The 16894-nt window shown below is 75.2% G+C and carries 17 protein-coding genes and 1 pseudogene; 5 read left to right on the top strand and 13 right to left on the bottom strand.

All coding sequences use genetic code 11. From position 1 onward, the window contains the following. Positions 1–93 precede the first annotated feature (93 nt). The 5 genes from frr to LPU61_RS03305 all read right to left on the bottom strand — a co-directional run bounded on the left by frr (position 94) and on the right by LPU61_RS03305 (position 5157). A complete protein-coding gene (gene frr, locus LPU61_RS03325) occupies positions 94–651 on the bottom strand; it encodes a ribosome recycling factor (RefSeq protein ID WP_043962359.1) in 558 nt (185 codons plus the stop codon). An 81-nt stretch (positions 652–732) separates the two neighbouring features. Then, positions 733–1500 carry a UMP kinase gene (gene pyrH / locus LPU61_RS03320; protein WP_043962358.1) on the bottom strand — a complete coding sequence of 256 codons (768 nt, stop codon included), beginning with the start codon at positions 1498–1500 and terminating at the stop codon, positions 733–735. Positions 1501–1694: 194 nt separating this feature from the next. Beyond that, on the bottom strand, positions 1695–2522 hold the full coding sequence (tsf, locus tag LPU61_RS03315; RefSeq protein ID WP_043962357.1) for a translation elongation factor Ts: 828 nt from the start codon (positions 2520–2522) through the stop codon (positions 1695–1697). Positions 2523–2675: 153 nt separating this feature from the next. Beyond that, positions 2676–3539, bottom strand: coding sequence for a 30S ribosomal protein S2 (rpsB, locus tag LPU61_RS03310; protein ID WP_043962356.1), 864 nt, complete (start codon positions 3537–3539; stop codon positions 2676–2678). 226 nt (positions 3540–3765) lie between these two features. Next, positions 3766–5157 carry a hypothetical protein gene (locus LPU61_RS03305; RefSeq protein ID WP_229404073.1) on the bottom strand — a complete coding sequence of 464 codons (1392 nt, stop codon included), beginning with the start codon at positions 5155–5157 and terminating at the stop codon, positions 3766–3768. Positions 5158–5366: 209 nt separating this feature from the next. Here LPU61_RS03305 and LPU61_RS03300 point away from each other — a divergent pair, with 209 nt between their 5' ends. The 5 genes from LPU61_RS03300 to LPU61_RS03280 all read left to right on the top strand — a co-directional run bounded on the left by LPU61_RS03300 (position 5367) and on the right by LPU61_RS03280 (position 10905). Then, entirely contained in the window at positions 5367–5726 is a 360-nt protein-coding gene (locus LPU61_RS03300; RefSeq protein WP_043962354.1) for a YraN family protein, read from the top strand. A 13-nt stretch (positions 5727–5739) separates the two neighbouring features. After that, positions 5740–7260, top strand: coding sequence for a YifB family Mg chelatase-like AAA ATPase (locus LPU61_RS03295; protein WP_043962353.1), 1521 nt, complete (start codon positions 5740–5742; stop codon positions 7258–7260). Next, positions 7170–8447 carry a DNA-processing protein DprA gene (locus tag LPU61_RS03290; protein ID WP_374199579.1) on the top strand — a complete coding sequence of 426 codons (1278 nt, stop codon included), beginning with the start codon at positions 7170–7172 and terminating at the stop codon, positions 8445–8447. The genes LPU61_RS03295 and LPU61_RS03290 overlap by 91 nt, the downstream gene beginning before the upstream one ends. 196 nt (positions 8448–8643) lie before the next feature. Beyond that, entirely contained in the window at positions 8644–9627 is a 984-nt protein-coding gene (locus tag LPU61_RS03285) for a tyrosine recombinase XerC (RefSeq protein ID WP_374199616.1), read from the top strand. A gap of 96 nt (positions 9628–9723) precedes the next feature. Then, entirely contained in the window at positions 9724–10905 is a 1182-nt protein-coding gene (locus LPU61_RS03280; protein ID WP_043962350.1) for an aminotransferase class V-fold PLP-dependent enzyme, read from the top strand. 179 nt (positions 10906–11084) lie between these two features. Here the strand turns inward: LPU61_RS03280 and LPU61_RS03275 are convergent, their stop codons facing one another. From LPU61_RS03275 to trmD, 8 genes and pseudogenes are all read right to left on the bottom strand, one after another. Further along, the gene (locus tag LPU61_RS03275; protein ID WP_229404554.1) at positions 11085–11711 is read right to left on the bottom strand and encodes a murein hydrolase activator EnvC; all 627 of its coding nucleotides are present in this window, start codon (positions 11709–11711) and stop codon (positions 11085–11087) included. Positions 11712–12158: 447 nt separating this feature from the next. Continuing rightward, positions 12159–12482 carry a DUF2469 domain-containing protein gene (locus LPU61_RS03270; protein ID WP_007075222.1) on the bottom strand — a complete coding sequence of 108 codons (324 nt, stop codon included), beginning with the start codon at positions 12480–12482 and terminating at the stop codon, positions 12159–12161. Next, a complete protein-coding gene (locus tag LPU61_RS03265; RefSeq protein WP_043962349.1) occupies positions 12479–13291 on the bottom strand; it encodes a ribonuclease HII in 813 nt (270 codons plus the stop codon). The genes LPU61_RS03270 and LPU61_RS03265 overlap by 4 nt, the downstream gene beginning before the upstream one ends. Further along, complete coding sequence (locus LPU61_RS03260) at positions 13285–13827, bottom strand: NUDIX hydrolase (protein ID WP_043964146.1); 543 nt, start codon at positions 13825–13827, stop codon at positions 13285–13287. The genes LPU61_RS03265 and LPU61_RS03260 overlap by 7 nt, the downstream gene beginning before the upstream one ends. Before the next feature lie 71 nt (positions 13828–13898). Next, on the bottom strand, positions 13899–14534 hold the full coding sequence (lepB, locus tag LPU61_RS03255) for a signal peptidase I (RefSeq protein ID WP_043962347.1): 636 nt from the start codon (positions 14532–14534) through the stop codon (positions 13899–13901). A 9-nt stretch (positions 14535–14543) separates the two neighbouring features. Continuing rightward, positions 14544–15415 (bottom strand): annotated as a pseudogene (lepB, locus tag LPU61_RS03250) (signal peptidase I). Positions 15416–15608: 193 nt separating this feature from the next. Continuing rightward, complete coding sequence (gene rplS / locus LPU61_RS03245) at positions 15609–15965, bottom strand: 50S ribosomal protein L19 (protein WP_043962345.1); 357 nt, start codon at positions 15963–15965, stop codon at positions 15609–15611. Between the two features lie 140 nt (positions 15966–16105). Continuing rightward, positions 16106–16894, bottom strand: a complete 789-nt coding sequence (gene trmD / locus LPU61_RS03240) for a tRNA (guanosine(37)-N1)-methyltransferase TrmD (protein WP_229404067.1) — start codon at positions 16892–16894, stop codon at positions 16106–16108.

Below are 16894 nucleotides of genomic sequence, written 5' to 3'. Positions count from 1 at the left end.
GTGACGACGCAGGCACCGGCGCCGCCGCCCGACGACGGCGGCACACCGGTGCCACGGCAGGTCACGCGCGACGGCCCCGGGGGCCGTCGCGGCTCAGACCTCGAGCAGCTCGCTCTCCTTGTGCTTGACCAGCTCGTCGACGGTGGCGACGAACTTCTGGGTCAGGTCGTCGAGGTCCTTCTCGGCGCGCCGGCCCTCGTCCTCGCCGACCTCGCCGTCCTTGACCAGCCGGTCCAGCTCCTCCTTGCCCTTGCGGCGGATGTTGCGCACCGCCACCTTGGCTTCCTCGCCCTTGTGCCGGGCCACCTTGATCATCTCGCGGCGGCGCTCCTCGGTCATCTGCGGGAGCAGGATGCGCAGCTGGTTGCCCTCGTTGTTCGGGTTCACGCCGAGGTCCGAGTCGCGGATCGCCCGCTCCATGGCGCCGATCTGCGAGTTGTCGTACGGCTTGATGATGACCATGCGCGGCTCGGGGACCCCGATGGACGCCATCTGGGGCAGCGGCGTGGGGGTGCCGTAGTAGTCGATGATGACCTTGGAGAACATGGCGGCGTTGGCGCGACCGGTGCGGATGGCGCCGAACTCCTCCTTGGCGTGCTCGATGGCCCGCTCCATCTTCTCCTCGGCCTCGAGGAGGGTGTCGTCGATCACCGGTCTCCTCGCCTCCTTCTTTGTGCTCGTCGTGGGCTGTGCTGTGGTGTCGCGGGGCCGTCTCGCGCGGCCCGCGGCCGCTCAGGCGGTGATCAGGGTGCCGATCTTGTCGCCACCCACCGCACGGATGATCGTGTCGTCGCCCTGGGCGCCGAAGACCAGCATCGGCAGGCCGTTCTCCATGCAGAGGCTGAACGCGGCCGCGTCGGCGACCCGCAGGTTGCGGCGGAGCACCTCGGAGAAGGTGATCGAGTCGAGCTTGCTGGCGGTCGGGTCGATCCGGGGGTCGGCGGTGTAGACGCCGTCCACGCCGTTCTTGCTCATCAGCACCACGTCGGCCCGGATCTCCAGGGCCCGCTGGGCGGCCACCGTGTCGGTGGAGAAGTACGGCATGCCCGCGCCCGCCCCGAAGATGACCACCCGGCCCTTCTCGAGGTGCCGGATCGCGCGCAGCGGGATGTAGGGCTCGGCGACCTGGGCCATCGTGATGGCGCTCTGCACCCGGGTCTCGATGCCCTCCTTCTCCAGGAAGTCCTGCAGGGCCAGGCAGTTCATCACGGTGCCCAGCATGCCCATGTAGTCGGCGCGGGCACGGTCCATGCCCCGCTTCTGCAGCTCCGCGCCGCGGAAGAAGTTGCCGCCGCCGACCACCACGGAGACCTGCACGCCGCGGCGGACCACGGTGGCGATCTGCCGCGCGATGGCCTGGACGACGTCGGGGTCGACGCCGATCGCGCCGCCGCCGAAGACCTCGCCGGACAGCTTCAGCACCACCCGGCGGGCCCGGCCGGGCGGTGGGGCGGTCGGATCATCCGCCGCCAGGCTCCGGTCACTCACAACCTGCGTCATCCGCCCCGCCCTTCCCCGGCCGCACCCCACGTGCCCCGGTTACCGCGTACCTGCCGTCGCTGACCCTACGCCGCCGGTTCGGCGACACGGGCCAGGCATGGGACGAGGAGGCCGCGGTGCCTGTCACGTACACCAGCGGCCTCCTCGTCGATGTTCCCTGCCCCCGGGCGCGCGTCACGCGCCCGACCGGCGGCTCAGGCCTGGCCGACCTCGAACCGCAGGAAGCGGGTCACCTCGATGCCGGCCTCGGCCAGCACCTGCTTCACGGTCTTCTTGTTGTCGGCGACCGACGCCTGCTCGATCAGGACGTAGTCCTTGAAGAAGGCGTTGACCCGGCCCTCGACGATCTTCGGCAGCGCCGCCGCGGGCTTGTTCTCCTCGAGGGCGGTCTGCTCGGCGATGCGCCGCTCGGACTCGACGACGTCGGCCGGCACCTCGTCACGGGTGAGGTACTTCGGCCGCATCGCGGCGATCTGCATGGCGACACCGCGGGCGTCGGCGTCCCCGGCCTCGTCGGTCTTGCCGGCGTACTCCACCAGCACGCCGACCGCCGGCGGCAGGTCCTGGCTCTTGCGGTGCAGGTAGACCGCGACGGTGCCGTCCAGCTTGGCGAAGCGGTTGAGCACCAGCTTCTCGCCGATCTTGGCGGACTGCTCCTGGATCAGGTCGGCGACCGGCTTGCCGTCGATGCTGCTGGCGAGCAGCTCCTCGGCGGAGGTCGCGCCGCTGGCCTCGCCGTGCTCGACGAGCTGCTGGGCCAGCGCGATGAAGGCGTCGTTCTTGGCGACGAAGTCGGTCTCGCAGTTGAGCTCCAGCAGCGCCTTGCCCGAGTGGGCGACGAGGCCGTTGGCGGCCGTGCGGCCGGCCCGCTTGCCGACGTCCTTCGCGCCCTTGACGCGCAGGATCTCGATGGCCTTGTCGAAGTCGCCCTCGGCCTCGGTCAGCGCCTTCTTGGAGTCCATCATGCCGGCGCCGGTGAGGTCGCGGAGCTTCTTGACGTCCGCGGCGGTGAAGTTGGACATGACTCTCTCTTCGGTGTTGGGACTCGGTGGGTTGGTCTGGGGGCCGGGTGGGTCGAGCCGGGGCCGGTCACCCGGATCCGGGCCGGGCGTGCCCGGCGTACCCGCCACGCCCCGCCGCCCGGGGAAACGGGCGGCGGGGGCGCGGCGGCGCGGTCACTCCGCGGCGGCGGCCGCCGGCTGCTCGGCCGGCTGCTCGGCGGCGGGCTGCGCCGGCTGCTCGTCGGCCTTCTTCGGCTCCTCGAGCAGCTCGCGCTCCCACTCGGCCAGCGGCTCGTCGGCGCCGACCTGGCCCGGCTCCGGCTTCTCGTCGCCGCCCCGGCGACGGCCGGAGCGGGCGATGAGGCCGTCGGCGACGGCGGCGGCCACGACCCGGGTCAGCAGCTCGGCCGAGCGGATCGCGTCGTCGTTGCCCGGGATCGGGAAGTCGACCTCGTCGGGGTCGCAGTTGGTGTCGAGCACCGCGATCACCGGGATGCCCAGCTTGCGGGCCTCGTCGACGGCGATGTGCTCCTTCTTGGTGTCGACGATCCAGACCGCGGCCGGGAGCTTCTGCATGTCCCGCAGACCGCCGAGGGTCTTGGTGAGCTTGATCTTCTCGCGGGAGAGCTGGAGGGTCTCCTTCTTGGTGTAACCGGCGGCGGTGCCGCTCAGGTCACCCAGCGCCTCCAGCTCCTTCATCCGCTGGAGCCGCTTGTACACCGTCTGGAAGTTGGTCAGCATGCCGCCGAGCCAGCGGTGGTTGACGTACGGCTGGCCGACCCGGGTCGCCTGCTCGGCGATGGCCTCCTGGGCCTGCTTCTTGGTGCCCACGAAGAGGATGCTGCCGCCCTCGGCCACCGTGTTGCGCACGAAGTCGTACGCCTTCTCGATGTAGTCGAGGGTCTGGCGCAGGTCGATGATGTAGATACCGTTGCGCTCGGTGAAGATGAAGCGCTTCATCTTCGGGTTCCAGCGACGGGTCTGGTGCCCGAAGTGGACACCGCTCTCCAGCAGCTGACGCATGGTCACGACGGCCATGGTGGGGTACTCCTTGTGATCCCTGGTTGCGCCGCCCGGCCGGCGGCCGGGCGTCCTGGCGCCCGGTCGCCGGCCGTGGTGGGCCCGATCATGATCGGGACCAGGGAGGCCGCCGCCCCACGAGACGTGGAGAGGGCGCGCGAGGTCGACCGCGCGAGGCGGTCGCCAAGCGCCCAGTGTACGCCCCTGCCCGGCCCGCCGGTCAGCGGGCGGCGAGCGCGGCGGCTCAGCGGGCGGCGAGGGCGGCGGCGAGGAACAGCACCAGACCCACCGTCAGGTACGCCGTCGGCGGGCGGAGCCAGCCCCGGCCGCCGTCGGTGAGCGCGAGACCGCCCGTGCGCAGCCCGTAGAGCCCGATGCCGAAGATCGGCAGCCCGCCGACCAGGAAGGTGCCCACCACGACGTCGGCCGCCGACAGCGGGTCACCGAGCAGGCCGTGGCGCAGCACCCGCAGGGCCGGGACCTCGAAGACCACCACCAGCACCGCGATCAGCACGGCGAGCGCCGGGCGACGGGTGCGGTAGACGCCGTCGGAGGGCGCCGGGCCGGAGCGCCGCAGCCCGTCCGGGGCGTACGCCGGGTCCAGGCCGGGCGGCGGCAGGTCCGGACGGGGCGCCACCGGGGGCATGGGCCCGGTCGGCAGGTCCAGCGGATGCGGCGGCTCGGCGGGGCGGCCCGGGTCGGTGGCGCGCGCCGGCTCCGCCGCAGTGGCGGCGACCTCGGCCCGGTCGAGCGGGGCCCACTCCCCCGCGCCCCGGTCCGCCGGCCCGTCCGGGCGGCCGGGCTCGGCGTAGCGGCCCGACTCGCCGGTGCGGCCCGACTCGCCGGTGCGGCCCGGCTCGCCGGTGCGGCCCGGCTCGATGATCGGGTACCCGCCGAGCGGCGCGGGGCGCGGCGGCTCCGGCCCGCGCCCCACCGGGTCGACGCCGAGCGGGTCCGCGTCGAGCGGGGCGTCCCGGGGACCCGCCTCGCGCGGCGGACCGGACAGCAGAGCACCCTCGCGCGCCAGGCCGGGCAGCGACCGGTCCTCGCGCGCCGGAGCGGACAGCGCCCGGTCCTCGGGCGCCAGGCCGGGCAGCGACCGGTCCTCGCGCGCCGGGCCGGACGGGGAGCGGTCGTCGTGCCCCGGGGCGGAGACCGGCGTGGGGCGCTGGCCGATGGTCAGCGGGAACTCCACGGCCCGCTGGGCGGGCGGCAGCGGGAACTCGACGGAGTGCTGACCGGCCGGCAGCGCCGCGTCGGCGGACGGGGCCGGTTCGGCGGCCCGCGCCGCCCGGCGCGCCTCCCGCTCGGCGGCGAGTTCGTCCATCGACACCCCGAACGAGCCCGTGTCGGACCGGCGGGACCGCGCGGGGCGGTAACTGTCCGTGTCGGGTTCGGTGGCCCCGAACGCGTCGTCCGCGCCGTGCCGCCCGGTCTCGCCGTACCGGCCCACGGGCGGGTCGGTCAGCTCGTCGTAACGCCGCTCGCCCGTGTCGCCGCGCTGGTCAGAGACGCGGAACTCGTCCGCTCGATAGCGGTCGTCGCCCGCCGGACGCCAGTCCGACTCGCCGTACCCGCGCTCGCCGGGGTACCAACGCGACTCCTGATCTTCGGGAAAGCTCCGTCGTGCGTTCACGATCGGCACCGTATGTGACAGGCGCACCCCCGCGCCATCCGGACGGACGGCGCACCGGCGGCGACAAACCGCAGGAGTACGCGGAAACGGACACCGCCCGGCCGTCCGCACATAGCACAGCAAGGGCATGATCGTCCGTTCGTCCACAACCGCCTCCGTCGTCCACAGGCGTACGGCGGAGGCGACCACAACTCGGCATGGTGCGCCCCATGACGAAGCGGAACCAGGCCGTCGGCGCGTACGGGGAACGATGCGCCGTCCGGCACCTGATCGGAGCCGGGCTGCGCCCGGTCGCCCGCAACTGGCGCTGCCCCGCCGGTGAGATCGACATCATCGCCTGGGACGGCCCCGTGCTCGCCTTCTGCGAGGTGAAGACCCGACGCACCACCCACTACGGGACGCCGGCCGAGGCGGTCGTGCCGGCGAAGGCGCGGCGGCTGCGGGGGCTGGCGGCCCGCTGGCTCGCCGAGACCGGCACCACGGCCGGCGAGGTGCGCTTCGACGTCCTCTCCGTCGAGCTGCCCGACGCCGGCGCGGCCCGGGTCGAGCACCTCAAGGGCGCGTTCTGATGGGCGGCCGGGCGTGAGCTACGCGAAGGTGCTCTGCGTCGGCCTGGTCGGGGTGACCGGGCACGTGGTGGAGGTGGAGGCGGACCTCGCCCCAGGGCTGCCGGCCGTGGCGATCTCCGGGCTGCCGGACACCGCCCTGCACGAGGCCCGCGACCGGGTCCGCGCCGCGATCGTCAACTCCGGCCAGCGCTGGCCCAACCGGCGGATCACCCTCAACCTGCTGCCGGCCACGCTGCCGAAGTTCGGTTCGGCCTTCGACCTGGCCATCGCGGTGGCGCTGCTCGGCGGCTCCGGCGAGCTGCCGCTGCTGCCGCTGGAACGGGTGGTCGTCCTCGGGGAGCTGGGGCTCGACGGCACCGTCCGGCCGGTGCGCGGGGTGCTGCCCATGGTGGCCGCCGCCGCGCGGGCCGGGCTGCACCGGGTGGTCGTCCCGGTGGGCAACGCCGCCGAGGCGGCGGTCGTCCCGGGCGTCCGGGTGCGCGCCGTGGACACGCTGCACCGGATGGTCGACTTCGTCCGGGACGGCACGCCGCTGATCGAGCCGCCCGGCCCCGCACCGGCGGAGGGGCCGGACGGGCCGGACCTGTCGGAGGTGGCCGGGCAGGCGCTGGGCCGGCGGGCCCTGGAGGTGGCCGCCGCCGGCGGGCACCACCTGGCGCTGTTCGGGCCGCCCGGCGCGGGCAAGACCATGCTCGCCGAGCGCCTGCCGTCGATCCTGCCCGCGCTGGACGACGACGCGGCGCTGGAGGTCACCGCGCTGCACTCGATCGCCGGGCTGCTGCCGGCTGGCGGTCGCCTGCTGCGCCGCCCGCCGTTCCAGGCCCCGCACCACACCGCCACGGTGGCCTCGCTGGTCGGCGGCGGGTCCGGGCTGGCCCGCCCCGGCGCGGTGTCGCTCGCCCACCGTGGGGTGCTGTTCCTCGACGAGGCGCCGGAGTTCGGCAAGGGTGCCCTGGAGGCGCTGCGGCAGCCATTGGAGCACGGCCGGGTGCAGCTCGCCCGCAGCCGGGGCGGCACCGAATACCCGGCCCGGACGCAGCTCGTGCTGGCGGCCAATCCGTGCCCCTGCGCGCGGCCGGCCGGCGACGCGTACTGCGAGTGCGCGCCGCTGGTGCGTCGGCGCTACCTCGGCCGGCTCTCGGGCCCACTGCTGGACCGCATCGACGTGCAGGTGACCCTCCCGCCGCTGCGGGCGGCGGAGCTGATGGAGGCGGGGGCGACCGGCGAGTCGTCGGCCACGGTCGCGGCCCGGGTGGCGGCCGCCCGCCGGGCGGCGGCCGACCGCTGGGCGGGCAGCGGCTGGCGGGTCAACGCGGAGGTGCCCGGCCCCTGGCTGCGCCGGCCGCCGTGGCGGCTGCCCGGGCGGGACACCCGGGAGCTGCGCGGGCGGCTCGACTCCGGGTCGCTGTCGGCGCGCGGCTTCGACCGGGTCGTCCGGATGGCATGGACGATCGCCGACCTCGACGGGCGGGACCGCCCGCACGCCGACGACGTCCGGGAGGCGATGCAACTGAGGATGGGGGACGGGGCGTGAACGGCGACGACGACCGGCTGGCCCGGGTGGCGTTGACCTGGTTGGCCGAGCCGGGCACCCGGTCGGTACACCGGCTGGTCGACGAGCTCGGCGCGGCCGGCGCACTGGACCTGCTGCTGCGCGGCGGGGCACCGGACGACCGGCTCCGCGCGGCCGTGGCCGCCCGCTGCCGGGACGGGGACGCGCGGGCGGTGGCGGCCGACGCCCTGGCCCGCGCGCAACGGCTGGGCGCCCGGCTCGTCACCCCCGACGACGGGGAGTGGCCCGCCACCGTCGAGCACCTGCGCCGGCTGGCCCTGCCCGGCGCCACCCGCCGGGTGGACGTCGAGACCGCGCCCCCGCTCTGCTTCTGGGTGCGCGGCGGGTGGCCGCTCGGCGACGCGCTGGACCGGGCGGTCTCGGTGGTCGGCGCGCGGGCCGCCACCCCGTACGGGGTGCACGTCGCCACCGAGCTGGGCTACGGGCTGGCCGACCGGGACTGGACGGTGGTCTCCGGCGGCGCGTTCGGCATCGACGCGGCGGCGCACCGGGGCGCCCTCAACGCGGGCGGGCTGACGGTGGCGGTGCTCGCCTGCGGGATCGACCGGCCGTACCCGATGGGCAACACCGCGCTGTTCGACCGCATCGGCGAGACCGGGTTGCTGGTCAGCGAGTGGCTGCCCGGGGCGGAGCCCCTGCGGCCCCGGTTCCTCATCCGTAACCGGGTGATCGCGGCGGCGACCCGGGGCACGGTGCTGGTGGAGGCGTCGGCCCGCAGCGGCGCGACGCAGACCGTCAACCGGGCCCTCGCCGCCGGCCGGCACGCCATGGTGGTGCCGGGGCCGGTCACCTCCGCCATGTCGGTCGGCGCCCACGAGCTGCTGCGCGAGCACCCGTCGGCCCGGCTGGTCACCGGCGTGGCGCACGTGCTGGAGGAGGTCGGCCGGATCGGCGCCGACCTCGCCCCGCCCGCACGCGCCCCGCAGCGTCCCCGGGACCTGCTCGACGACGAGGCGACGCAGGTGCTGGAGTCGATGCCCCGCCGCGGGGCGGTCGGCGTCGACCGGTTGGCCGCCCGCGCCGGCGTGGACGTCAGGACCGCCCTGCGCAAGCTCTCCCTGCTGGAGGAGCTGGGCCTGGTGCGCCGGCGCGACGACGGGTACGCGCTGGCCACCGGCCCCGCCCGCGCCCCGGCGAGGCCCCGGTGAGCCGCCGGTGCCCCGTACCGCCCGCCGCACCGGCCCGGCCGCGTCGGTGCCCGGCCGGGCTCGCCGCGCGCTCGTAAGCTGAGCCGGTGCGAGGCTACGGACGGGCGCGGCGGCGGGCGGCGGGCGCGCGGGGCGGTCCCCGGTGAGCCGGGCCGGTCCCGACAGCAGGGCGACGCACGCGGCCCTGCCGACGCCGATGCGGGAGGCGGTCGACGACTTCGCCGACCACCTGGCCCGGGTGCGCAACCGCTCGGCGCACACCGTCCGCGCGTACGTCGGCGACCTGGTCTCCCTGCTCGACCACGCCGCCCGGATGGGCTGCGCCGAGGTGGCGGACCTCGACCTGGGCGTGGTGCGCAGCTGGCTGGCGAAGCAGCGCACGACCGGGGCGGCCCGCACCACGATGGCGCGCCGGGCCGCCGCGGCTCGCGCCTTCAGCGCGTGGGCCCACCGCGCCGGGCTGATGCCGACCGACGTGGCCGCGCCGCTGGCGAGCCCTCGCGCCCACCGGGAGCTGCCGACCGTGCTCCGCGCCGACCAGGCGGCCGCCCTGATGCGGGCACCGGCCGGCCCCGGGGACCCGGGAGGCGGAGTGCCCCCGCTGGGGCCCGGTTCCGCCGACGTCCGCCCGGCCGACCCGGCCGGCGGCGGGGAGCGGGAGGCGACGGTGGCGCGCGGGGTGCTGCTGCGCGACCGGATCCTGCTCGAACTGCTCTACGCCACCGGCGTACGGATCAGCGAGGCGTGCGGCCTGGACACCGCCGACGTGGACCACGGCCGCCGCGTGGTGCGGGTGCTCGGCAAGGGCTCCCGGGAGCGGTCCGTGCCGTACGGGGTCCCGGCGCAACGCGCCCTCGACGAGTGGCTGCGGGCCGGGCGGCCAGCCCTGGCCGGCCCGGGTTCCGGGGACGCGCTGCTGCTGGGGGCGCGGGGCGGGCGGCTGCACCCGACGACGGCGCGGCGGGTCGTCGCCGGGTATGCCGAGGCCGCCGGCCTGCCCCGGACCACCCCGCACGGCCTGCGCCACTCGGCCGCCACCCACCTGTTGGAGGGCGGCGCGGACCTGCGGGCGGTGCAGGAGCTGCTGGGGCACTCGTCGCTGGGCAGCACGCAGATCTACACCCATGTGTCGGTCGAGCGGCTGCGGGCCGCGTACCGGCAGGCCCACCCGCGCGCCTGAGCGGGCCGGTCCCACCCCGGCCGACGGGGGCCGACCCCGCTGCGGTCCGGTCCTCGTCGCAGGGCGCGGCCCACCGTGCCGGGCTACGATCATGCGATGAGCGCGCCGCAGCCGCCCGAGCCCATCCCCGGCGCCCGGCTGCTCTTCTCGCTGGACCCGGCGGTGAGCCACCTCAACCACGGCTCGTTCGGCGCGGTGCCGGTCAACGTGCAGCGCGTCCAGCAGCGGCTGCGCGACGAGATGGAGGCGAACCCGCTGCGCTTCTTCGGGCTCAGCCTGGTGGACCGGATCACCCACACCCGCCGGCACCTGGCCGCTTTCCTCGGCGCCGACCCGGACGGCACCGCCCTGGTCGGCAACGCCACCACCGGCGTCGCCGTGGTGCTGCAGTCGCTGGGCCTGCGCCCCGGTGACGAGGTGCTCACCACCGACCACGGCTACGGCGCGGTCGGCTTCTCCGTCGACCGCGAGTGCCGGCGCACCGGGGCGACCAGGCGGATCCTGCCGGTGCCGTTGACCGCGACCGACGAGCAGGTCGTCGAGATCGTCCGCGCCGGGCTGCGCCCCGGCCGCACCAAGCTGCTCGTCGTCGACCAGCTCACCTCCGCCACCGCCCGCCTGTTCCCGGTCGCGGCGATCGTCGCGGCGGCCCGCGCCCACGGGGTGCCGGTGCTCGTCGACGCCGCCCACGCGCCGGGCATGCTGGCGACCCCCGTGGCGAGCGTCGGCGCGGACTTCTGGGTGGGCAACCTGCACAAGTGGGGGTACGCCCCGCGCGGCACCGCCGCGCTGGTGGTGGCGCCGCCGTGGCGGGACCGGATGGAGCCGCTGGTGGTCTCCTGGGAGCAGGATGCCGGCTTCCCGGGCAACGTCGAGTGGCAGGCGACCCTGGACTACACGTCGTGGCTCGCCGCGCCGGCCGGCGTCTGGACCCTGCGCAGCCTCGGCGTCGAGCGGGTACGCGCGCACAACGCCGCGCTGGCCGCGTACGGGCAGCGGGTGCTGGGGGACGCGCTGGGGGTGGCACCGGCCGACCTACCGGAGCCCGGCGGGCCGACGGTGGCCATGCGGATCGTCCCGCTGCCGGCCGGGCTGGCCACCACGATCGAGGCCGCCCGCGCGCTGCGCGAGCGGATCGCCGAGGAGCTGTCGGCCGAGGTGGCGGTGATGTCCTGGGACGGTCGCGGCTGGCTGCGGCTGTGCGGCCAGGTCTACAACGCCCCGCACGAGTACGAACGCCTCGCCGCCCGGCTGCCGGCGCTGCTCGCCCAGCGCTGACCACCGGCCCTTGCTGCCCCCTGCCCCGCCATGCCGGCGACATGGGGGCATCGGTGAGGCCGGGATGCCGCCATGTCGCCGCCATGACGCCGACCGGGCGAGCGCGCCCGGTGCAGCCGAGCGACCCGGGCCGGGCGAGCGCGCCCGGGGCAGCCGAGCGCCCCGGGCCGGGGCGACGGTCAGAGCGGCAGCAGCCGGACGGGGCCGAGGCCGAGCAGGGCCGTCGGGTCCAGGTATTCCTCGCCCCGGCGCAGGCCCCAGTGCAGGCAGGCCCGGTCCGGGCAGCCCACGTGCCCGGGGTGCAGCCGGCCCAGCGGCGCCCCCACCGCCACCGGGTCACCGGACCGTACGCCGGGTGCCACCGGCTCGTAGGTGGTCCGCAGCCCGGCGCTGTGCCCGACGGTGATCACGGGACGGCCGGCGACCTGCCCGGCGAAGAGCACCACCCCGGGCCCGGCGGCGCGGACCACGGCCCCCGGGTCGGCGCTCAGGTCGACGCCCCGGTGACCGGGCAGCCATGGCTGCGGCGGCGGCTCGAAGCGGCGGGTGAGGCGCGGCACCCCGTCGAGCGGCCACCTGAAGGCAGGGGATCCGGAACCGGAGCCGGCACCGACCGGGCCAGGACCGACCGAGTCGGAAGCGACCGGGCCGGGACCGAGCGGGCCGGGACCGAGCGGGCCGGGACCGAGCGGGCCAGAAACAACCGGGCCAGGACCGGCCGGGCCGGCGCCGGAGGTGGCGGAAGCGACCGACACGAAGCTGGAGGTGGCCGCGAGGAGGAACCCGCACAGGACGGTCCCGGCCACCGCCGCCGAACGTGACCGGCTCAGGATCGGCGCGCCACCGCTCCGGTGCGCGCCCCCGCCCGCGCCGGGGCCACCCGCGCCGGTGCTCCTGCCCAGGCCGGTGTCGCCCGGCGCGTGCCTCGTCCACATGCCAGGCAGCGTGCCGGAATCCCGGGGTGCCGGCCACCGCCCGCGGCTCGCCTGTGGACGACCGACGTCGTTGTGGACAACCCCCGCCCGGCCCGATGATCTGCTATGCGCCGGTGGGCGCGAACCGCCTGCCACGCGGTACCGGTGGGGGTGATCACCGTCGGTGGGCGACGTGGGCGCCGACGGTGGTGGATCCGCCGGCCGGCGGTGCGCGGGGCGGGGCGGCGATGGCGCTTCGCGGGGCTGGCGCAGCCGGGAGGACACGTGCTGGGCGAGCCCGGGTGCCGGGCGGTGCGGTGCGGTGCCGGTGCGGGGCCGTCAGCCGCCGAAGCCGGAGTCGGCCGGCAGGGAGATGTCGGGCTTCTCCAGCTCCTCGACGTTGACGTCCTTGAACGTCATCACCCGGACATTCTTGACGAACCGGGCCGGACGGTACATGTCCCACACCCAGGCGTCGTGCATCTCGACCTCGAAGTAGACCTCGCCGTCGGAGTTGCGCACGTGCAGGTCCACCTGGTTGGCCAGGTAGAAGCGGCGCTCCGTCTCCACCACGTACGAGAACTGACGGACGATGTCGCGGTACTCCCGGTAGAGCTGGAGCTCCATCTCGGTCTCGTACTTCTCGAGATCTTCCGCGCTCATCGCACTCCGCCTTCCATGACCACATCCTCCCCCACCGGCGCGGGAGGTCGGGGCTGCTCGCCCAACGCCACGCCGACGGTACCCCCTGACGCCTCGAAACGCTCCATCGGCTCGACCGGCCGCGCACCCACCGGTCGGCGGGATCTGGGTGGCCGCCCGTCCAGGCCGGAAACGGTGGCCACATTGACGTACGAGAACCTGTGCTCCCGGCACGGGCCGAGCTCCCGCAGGGCCGCCGTGTGCTCCGCGGTGATGTAGCCCTTGTGCTCGGCGAAGCCGTAGCCGGGGAACGCCGCGTCCAGCTCGACCATCATCCGGTCCCGGGTGACCTTGGCGAGCACGCTGGCCGCCGCGACGCAGGCCGCCACCCGGTCGCCCTTCCACACCGCCAGCCCCGGCACGTCCAGGCCGTCAACGCCGAAGCCGTCGGTCAGCACGTAGTCGGGGCGGGTGGCCAGCGAAGCGAGGGCCCGGCGCATCGCGGCGAGGTTGCACACGTGCAGGCCACGGGCGTCGACCTCGTCGGCCGGGATCACCACCACCGCGTACGCGAGGGCGCGGGCGACCACCTGTTCGTAGACGCGCTCCCGGCTGGCCGGGGTGAGCAGCTTCGAGTCGGCCAGCCCGTCGATCTCGCCGCGTCGCCCCTCCGGCAGCACCGCCGCCGCGGCCACGAGCGGGCCCGCGCAGGCGCCCCGCCCGGCCTCGTCGGCGCCGGCCACGTGCCGGAAGCCCCGGCGTTGCAGGGCGCGCTCCAGCGCGTACAGCCCGGCCTCGCGACGCACGACGGTGCGCGGTGGGGTCAGCACGGCGTACCCCCGGTGGTGGACCCGACGCCGGCGGACCCGGCGGGTGCGTCGGCCGGGGCCGGCGGGCCGGACACCTCGGGGCGCGCGGCGAGCGCCCGGCGCAGCAGCGCCGGCAGGTCGGCCGGGTAGTAGCGCTCGGTCGTGGCCGCCAGCTCGTCGAGCGGCCACCAGCGGTGCCCGGTGATGCTGGCCCGCTCGACGGCGTCGAAGCCCGCCGTGTCGACCTCCCACCCGGGGACCCGGACCAGGAAGAACTGCTGCTCCTGCTCGTAGTGGACGGCGCCGAACGGGAACCGGATCCGCTCCTGCGCCACGGGCTCGCCCAGCTCGGCCGGGGTCAGCCGCAGGCCCGTCTCCTCGGCCAGCTCCCGGGCGGCGGCGGCCGCCGGGGACTCGCCCGGCTCCAGCCCGCCGCCGGGGGTCAGCCAGTATCGGTGGTCGGGCCGCGCCGGGTCGTGCCCGGCGAGGAGCAGCACCCGGCCGGCGGCATCGACGAGCAGCACGCGCGCCGCGCGTCGGGGGGTGTAGACCGTCACCGTCCCAGCCTGCCAGACGCGGCCCCCGACGCCCACGCCCACCCGGGAGCCGCTGGGGTCGCGCGGGCGGGTCAGGGGTTCGGCACGTCGTCGAACGACTTCGGCACGGTGAGCCACGTGGCCCGGTCGACCGGCCAGAAGACGGTGAACGCCCGCCCGACCACCTGGTCCTCGGGGATGGTGGCGCTGTCGATGTTCTGGCCCGACTGCTGCCAGTGCTCCAGCGAGTCGCCGGACGCCGAGCGGTGGTCGCCCATCACCCACAGCCGCCCCTGCGGCACGGTGATGTCGAACTCCTGGTCGGCCGCCTTGTCCTGCTGGCCGTTGGCGGAGTAGATGTACGGCTCGTCGATCGGCTTGCCGTTGATCATGATCCGCTCCTGCGGGTCGCAGCAGACCACGTGGTCGCCGCCGACGCCGATCACCCGCTTGATGAAGTCCTCGCCGTCGGGGTTGCCGCTCCACTCGGTCGGTGCCTTGAACACCACGACCTCGCCCCGGTGCGGTGACCGGAAGTCGTAGACCAGCTTGTTGACCAGCACCCGATCGTTGATCTGAAGGGTGTTCTCCATGGACGGCGACGGGATGTAGAAGGTCTGGAGCACGAAGGCCCGCACCAGCACCGCTACCAGGATCGCCACGCCCAGGAGGATGGGCAGCTCCTTCCAGAAGGAGCCGCTCTTCTTGTCGGTCTGCTCGTCAATCACGGGTGGAGCCTACGTCGCCGCGGGCGGACCGGCCGCCCGGAACGCGCGAGAACGGACAGCGCAGCCGACACCGGGACGAGCAGCAGCACACCACCCGTGCCGCTGGGCCGCACCGGGGCCAGGGGCTGCCCGGCCGCCGGGGTGGGCCCGGTGACCGTGGCGAAGGTCTCCGGCACCGGCAGCGACGCCCACCGCGACGACGGCCAGACCACCGCGAACGCCCGGCCGACGACGTTGTCGATCGGCACCGGGCCCTGGCAGCGGGCGTCCTGGGAGACGAGCCGGTGGTCGCCCATGACGAAGATCTGGCCGGGCGGGACGACCACCTCGTCGAAGCGCCGCGACCGGCACTCGGCGGGGTTGGGCGGCAGGTCCAGCGGCGAGTCGCGGACCACGTACGGCTCGTCGAGCGGGATGTCGTTGACGGTGACCCGGCCCTGGGCGTCGCAGCAGCGCACCCGGTCCCCGGGCAGGCCGATCACCCGCTTGATGAAGTCCTTCTCGCCGGGGCGGCTCACCCCGACCAGGTCGCCGACGGTGCGGCCGAACTTGCCGACGATCCCGGGCTCGGGCTCCTGGACCTCCTGGGCGACCCACTTGTCGGTGCCCCGGAAGACCACCACCTCGCCGCGTTGCGGGTCGCGGACGTCGTAGACGACCTTGTTGACCAGCACCCGGTCGTTGATGAGCAGCGTGTCCTCCATGGAGCCGGAGGGGATGAAGAACGCCTGGAGCAGGAAGGTGCGGATCAGCACCGCCAGGCAGAAGGCGACGATCAGCAGCAGCGGCAGCTCCTGCCACAGCGGCATCTGCCGGCGGGAACGTCTTTCCCGCCGACGCCACGGATCGACCGCGTCGCCCTCGTCAAGCGTGCGCACCATGCCACTCCCCGGTTCGCAGAAACGCCACTACCGCCCGGGAGCCTCGACGAGGCCCCACGGGCGGTAGTGGGACGATCCGCGACCGCGGCTCACGCCGCGACGCATCGATGCCCGCCTGCGCCCGTGCGACCAGCGTAACCGGGCCGGGCCCGTACGACATCCGCGCAGCTCAGGCGGCGTGGCGAGCGGGAAGTCAGCTCGGCTGCTTCTCGCGGCGCTCCTTGATCTTGGCCTTCTTGCCCCGCAGCTCGCGCAGGTAGTAGAGCTTGGCGCGGCGCACGGCACCACGGGTCACGATCTCGATCCGGTCGATCGCCGGGCTGTTCACCGGGTAGGTCCGCTCGACACCCACGCCGAAGCTCATCTTGCGGACCGAGAAGGTCTCGCGCAGGCCGTCACCCTGGCGGCGGATGACGACGCCCTGGAAGATCTGGACCCGGGACCGGCTGCCCTCGACGACCCGCGCGTGCACCTTGACGGTGTCACCGGCGCGGAACTGGGGGATGTCGACCCGCTTCGACTGGGCGTCAAGGGCGTCCAGGATGTTCATCGCTGCGTCCTCGTGAGGCTCACGGCGCACCGTCAGTCGGTGCGCGGATGGGTGATTCTGATCCCCGGGTGGCGACCGCGGACGGCCCCGGTCGAGGATCCTCGCAGCCGCCCGCGGCGCGGGCGGTCACGGCAACCTCCCTACTTTGCCACATCCCCCGCCGGCAGCGGAAATCCGGCCCGGTCCAGGGCCGCCCGGTCCCGTTTGTCCAGGCTCGCCGGGTCGAGCGCGGCGAGCAGGTCGGGCCGGCGGGCGGCGGTGCGGGTCAGCGCCTCGTCGCGCCGCCAGCGGGCGATCCGGCCGTGGTCGCCGGAGCGCAGCACCTCCGGCACCTCGTGCCCGCGCCAGGTCGCCGGCTTGGTGTACATCGGCGCCTCCAGCAGCCCGTGGGCGTGCGACTCCTCGTCCAGCGAGCCGGCGTTGCCGAGCACCCCGGGCAGCAGCCGGGTCACGGCCTCCAGGATCACCAGCACGGCCACCTCGCCGCCGAAGAGCACGTAGTCGCCGAGGGAGACCTCGGTCACCCGCATCCGGGTCGCGGCGTGGTCGAGCACCCGCTGGTCGATGCCCTCGTACCGGCCGCAGGCGAAGAGCAGGTGCGACTCGGCGGCCAGCTCGTGCGCCATGGCCTGGGTGAACGGCTCGCCGGCCGGCGACGGCACCAGCAGCCGAGGCAGGGTGACGCTGTCCGGGGCCAGCTCGGCCGGGGCGAGGGCGTCGAGCGCCTCGCCCCACGGCTCGGGCCGCATCACCATGCCGGGCCCGCCCCCGTAGGGGGTGTCGTCGACCGTGCGGTGCACGTCGTGGGTCCAGCTCCGCAGGTCGTGTACGGCCAGCCGCAGCGTCCCGGCGGCCCGGGCCCTGCCGATCAGCGACAGGTCGAGCGGGGCGAGGTACTCGGGGAAGATCGACACGACATCGACGCGCAT

It is taken from the genome of Micromonospora sp. NBRC 110038, from assembly GCF_020884815.1.
GTDB classification, from domain to species: domain Bacteria; phylum Actinomycetota; class Actinomycetes; order Mycobacteriales; family Micromonosporaceae; genus Micromonospora; species Micromonospora haikouensis.
This window is presented reverse-complemented; position numbering and strand designations above follow the sequence as displayed.

Coding starts and splice junctions, on each gene's coding strand:
- LPU61_RS03285 (WP_374199616.1), top strand. CDS start 8,644: ATGCGGGAGGCGGTCGACGACTTCGCCGACCACCTGGCCCGGGTGCGC.
- rpsB (WP_043962356.1), bottom strand. CDS start 3,539: ATGGCCGTCGTGACCATGCGTCAGCTGCTGGAGAGCGGTGTCCACTTC.
- LPU61_RS03300 (WP_043962354.1), top strand. CDS start 5,367: ATGACGAAGCGGAACCAGGCCGTCGGCGCGTACGGGGAACGATGCGCC.
- pyrH (WP_043962358.1), bottom strand. CDS start 1,500: ATGACGCAGGTTGTGAGTGACCGGAGCCTGGCGGCGGATGATCCGACC.
- trmD (WP_229404067.1), bottom strand. CDS start 16,894: ATGCGCGTCGATGTCGTGTCGATCTTCCCCGAGTACCTCGCCCCGCTC.
- tsf (WP_043962357.1), bottom strand. CDS start 2,522: ATGTCCAACTTCACCGCCGCGGACGTCAAGAAGCTCCGCGACCTCACC.
- rplS (WP_043962345.1), bottom strand. CDS start 15,965: ATGAACATCCTGGACGCCCTTGACGCCCAGTCGAAGCGGGTCGACATC.
- LPU61_RS03290 (WP_374199579.1), top strand. CDS start 7,170: ATGGACGATCGCCGACCTCGACGGGCGGGACCGCCCGCACGCCGACGA.
- LPU61_RS03280 (WP_043962350.1), top strand. CDS start 9,724: ATGAGCGCGCCGCAGCCGCCCGAGCCCATCCCCGGCGCCCGGCTGCTC.
- LPU61_RS03270 (WP_007075222.1), bottom strand. CDS start 12,482: ATGAGCGCGGAAGATCTCGAGAAGTACGAGACCGAGATGGAGCTCCAG.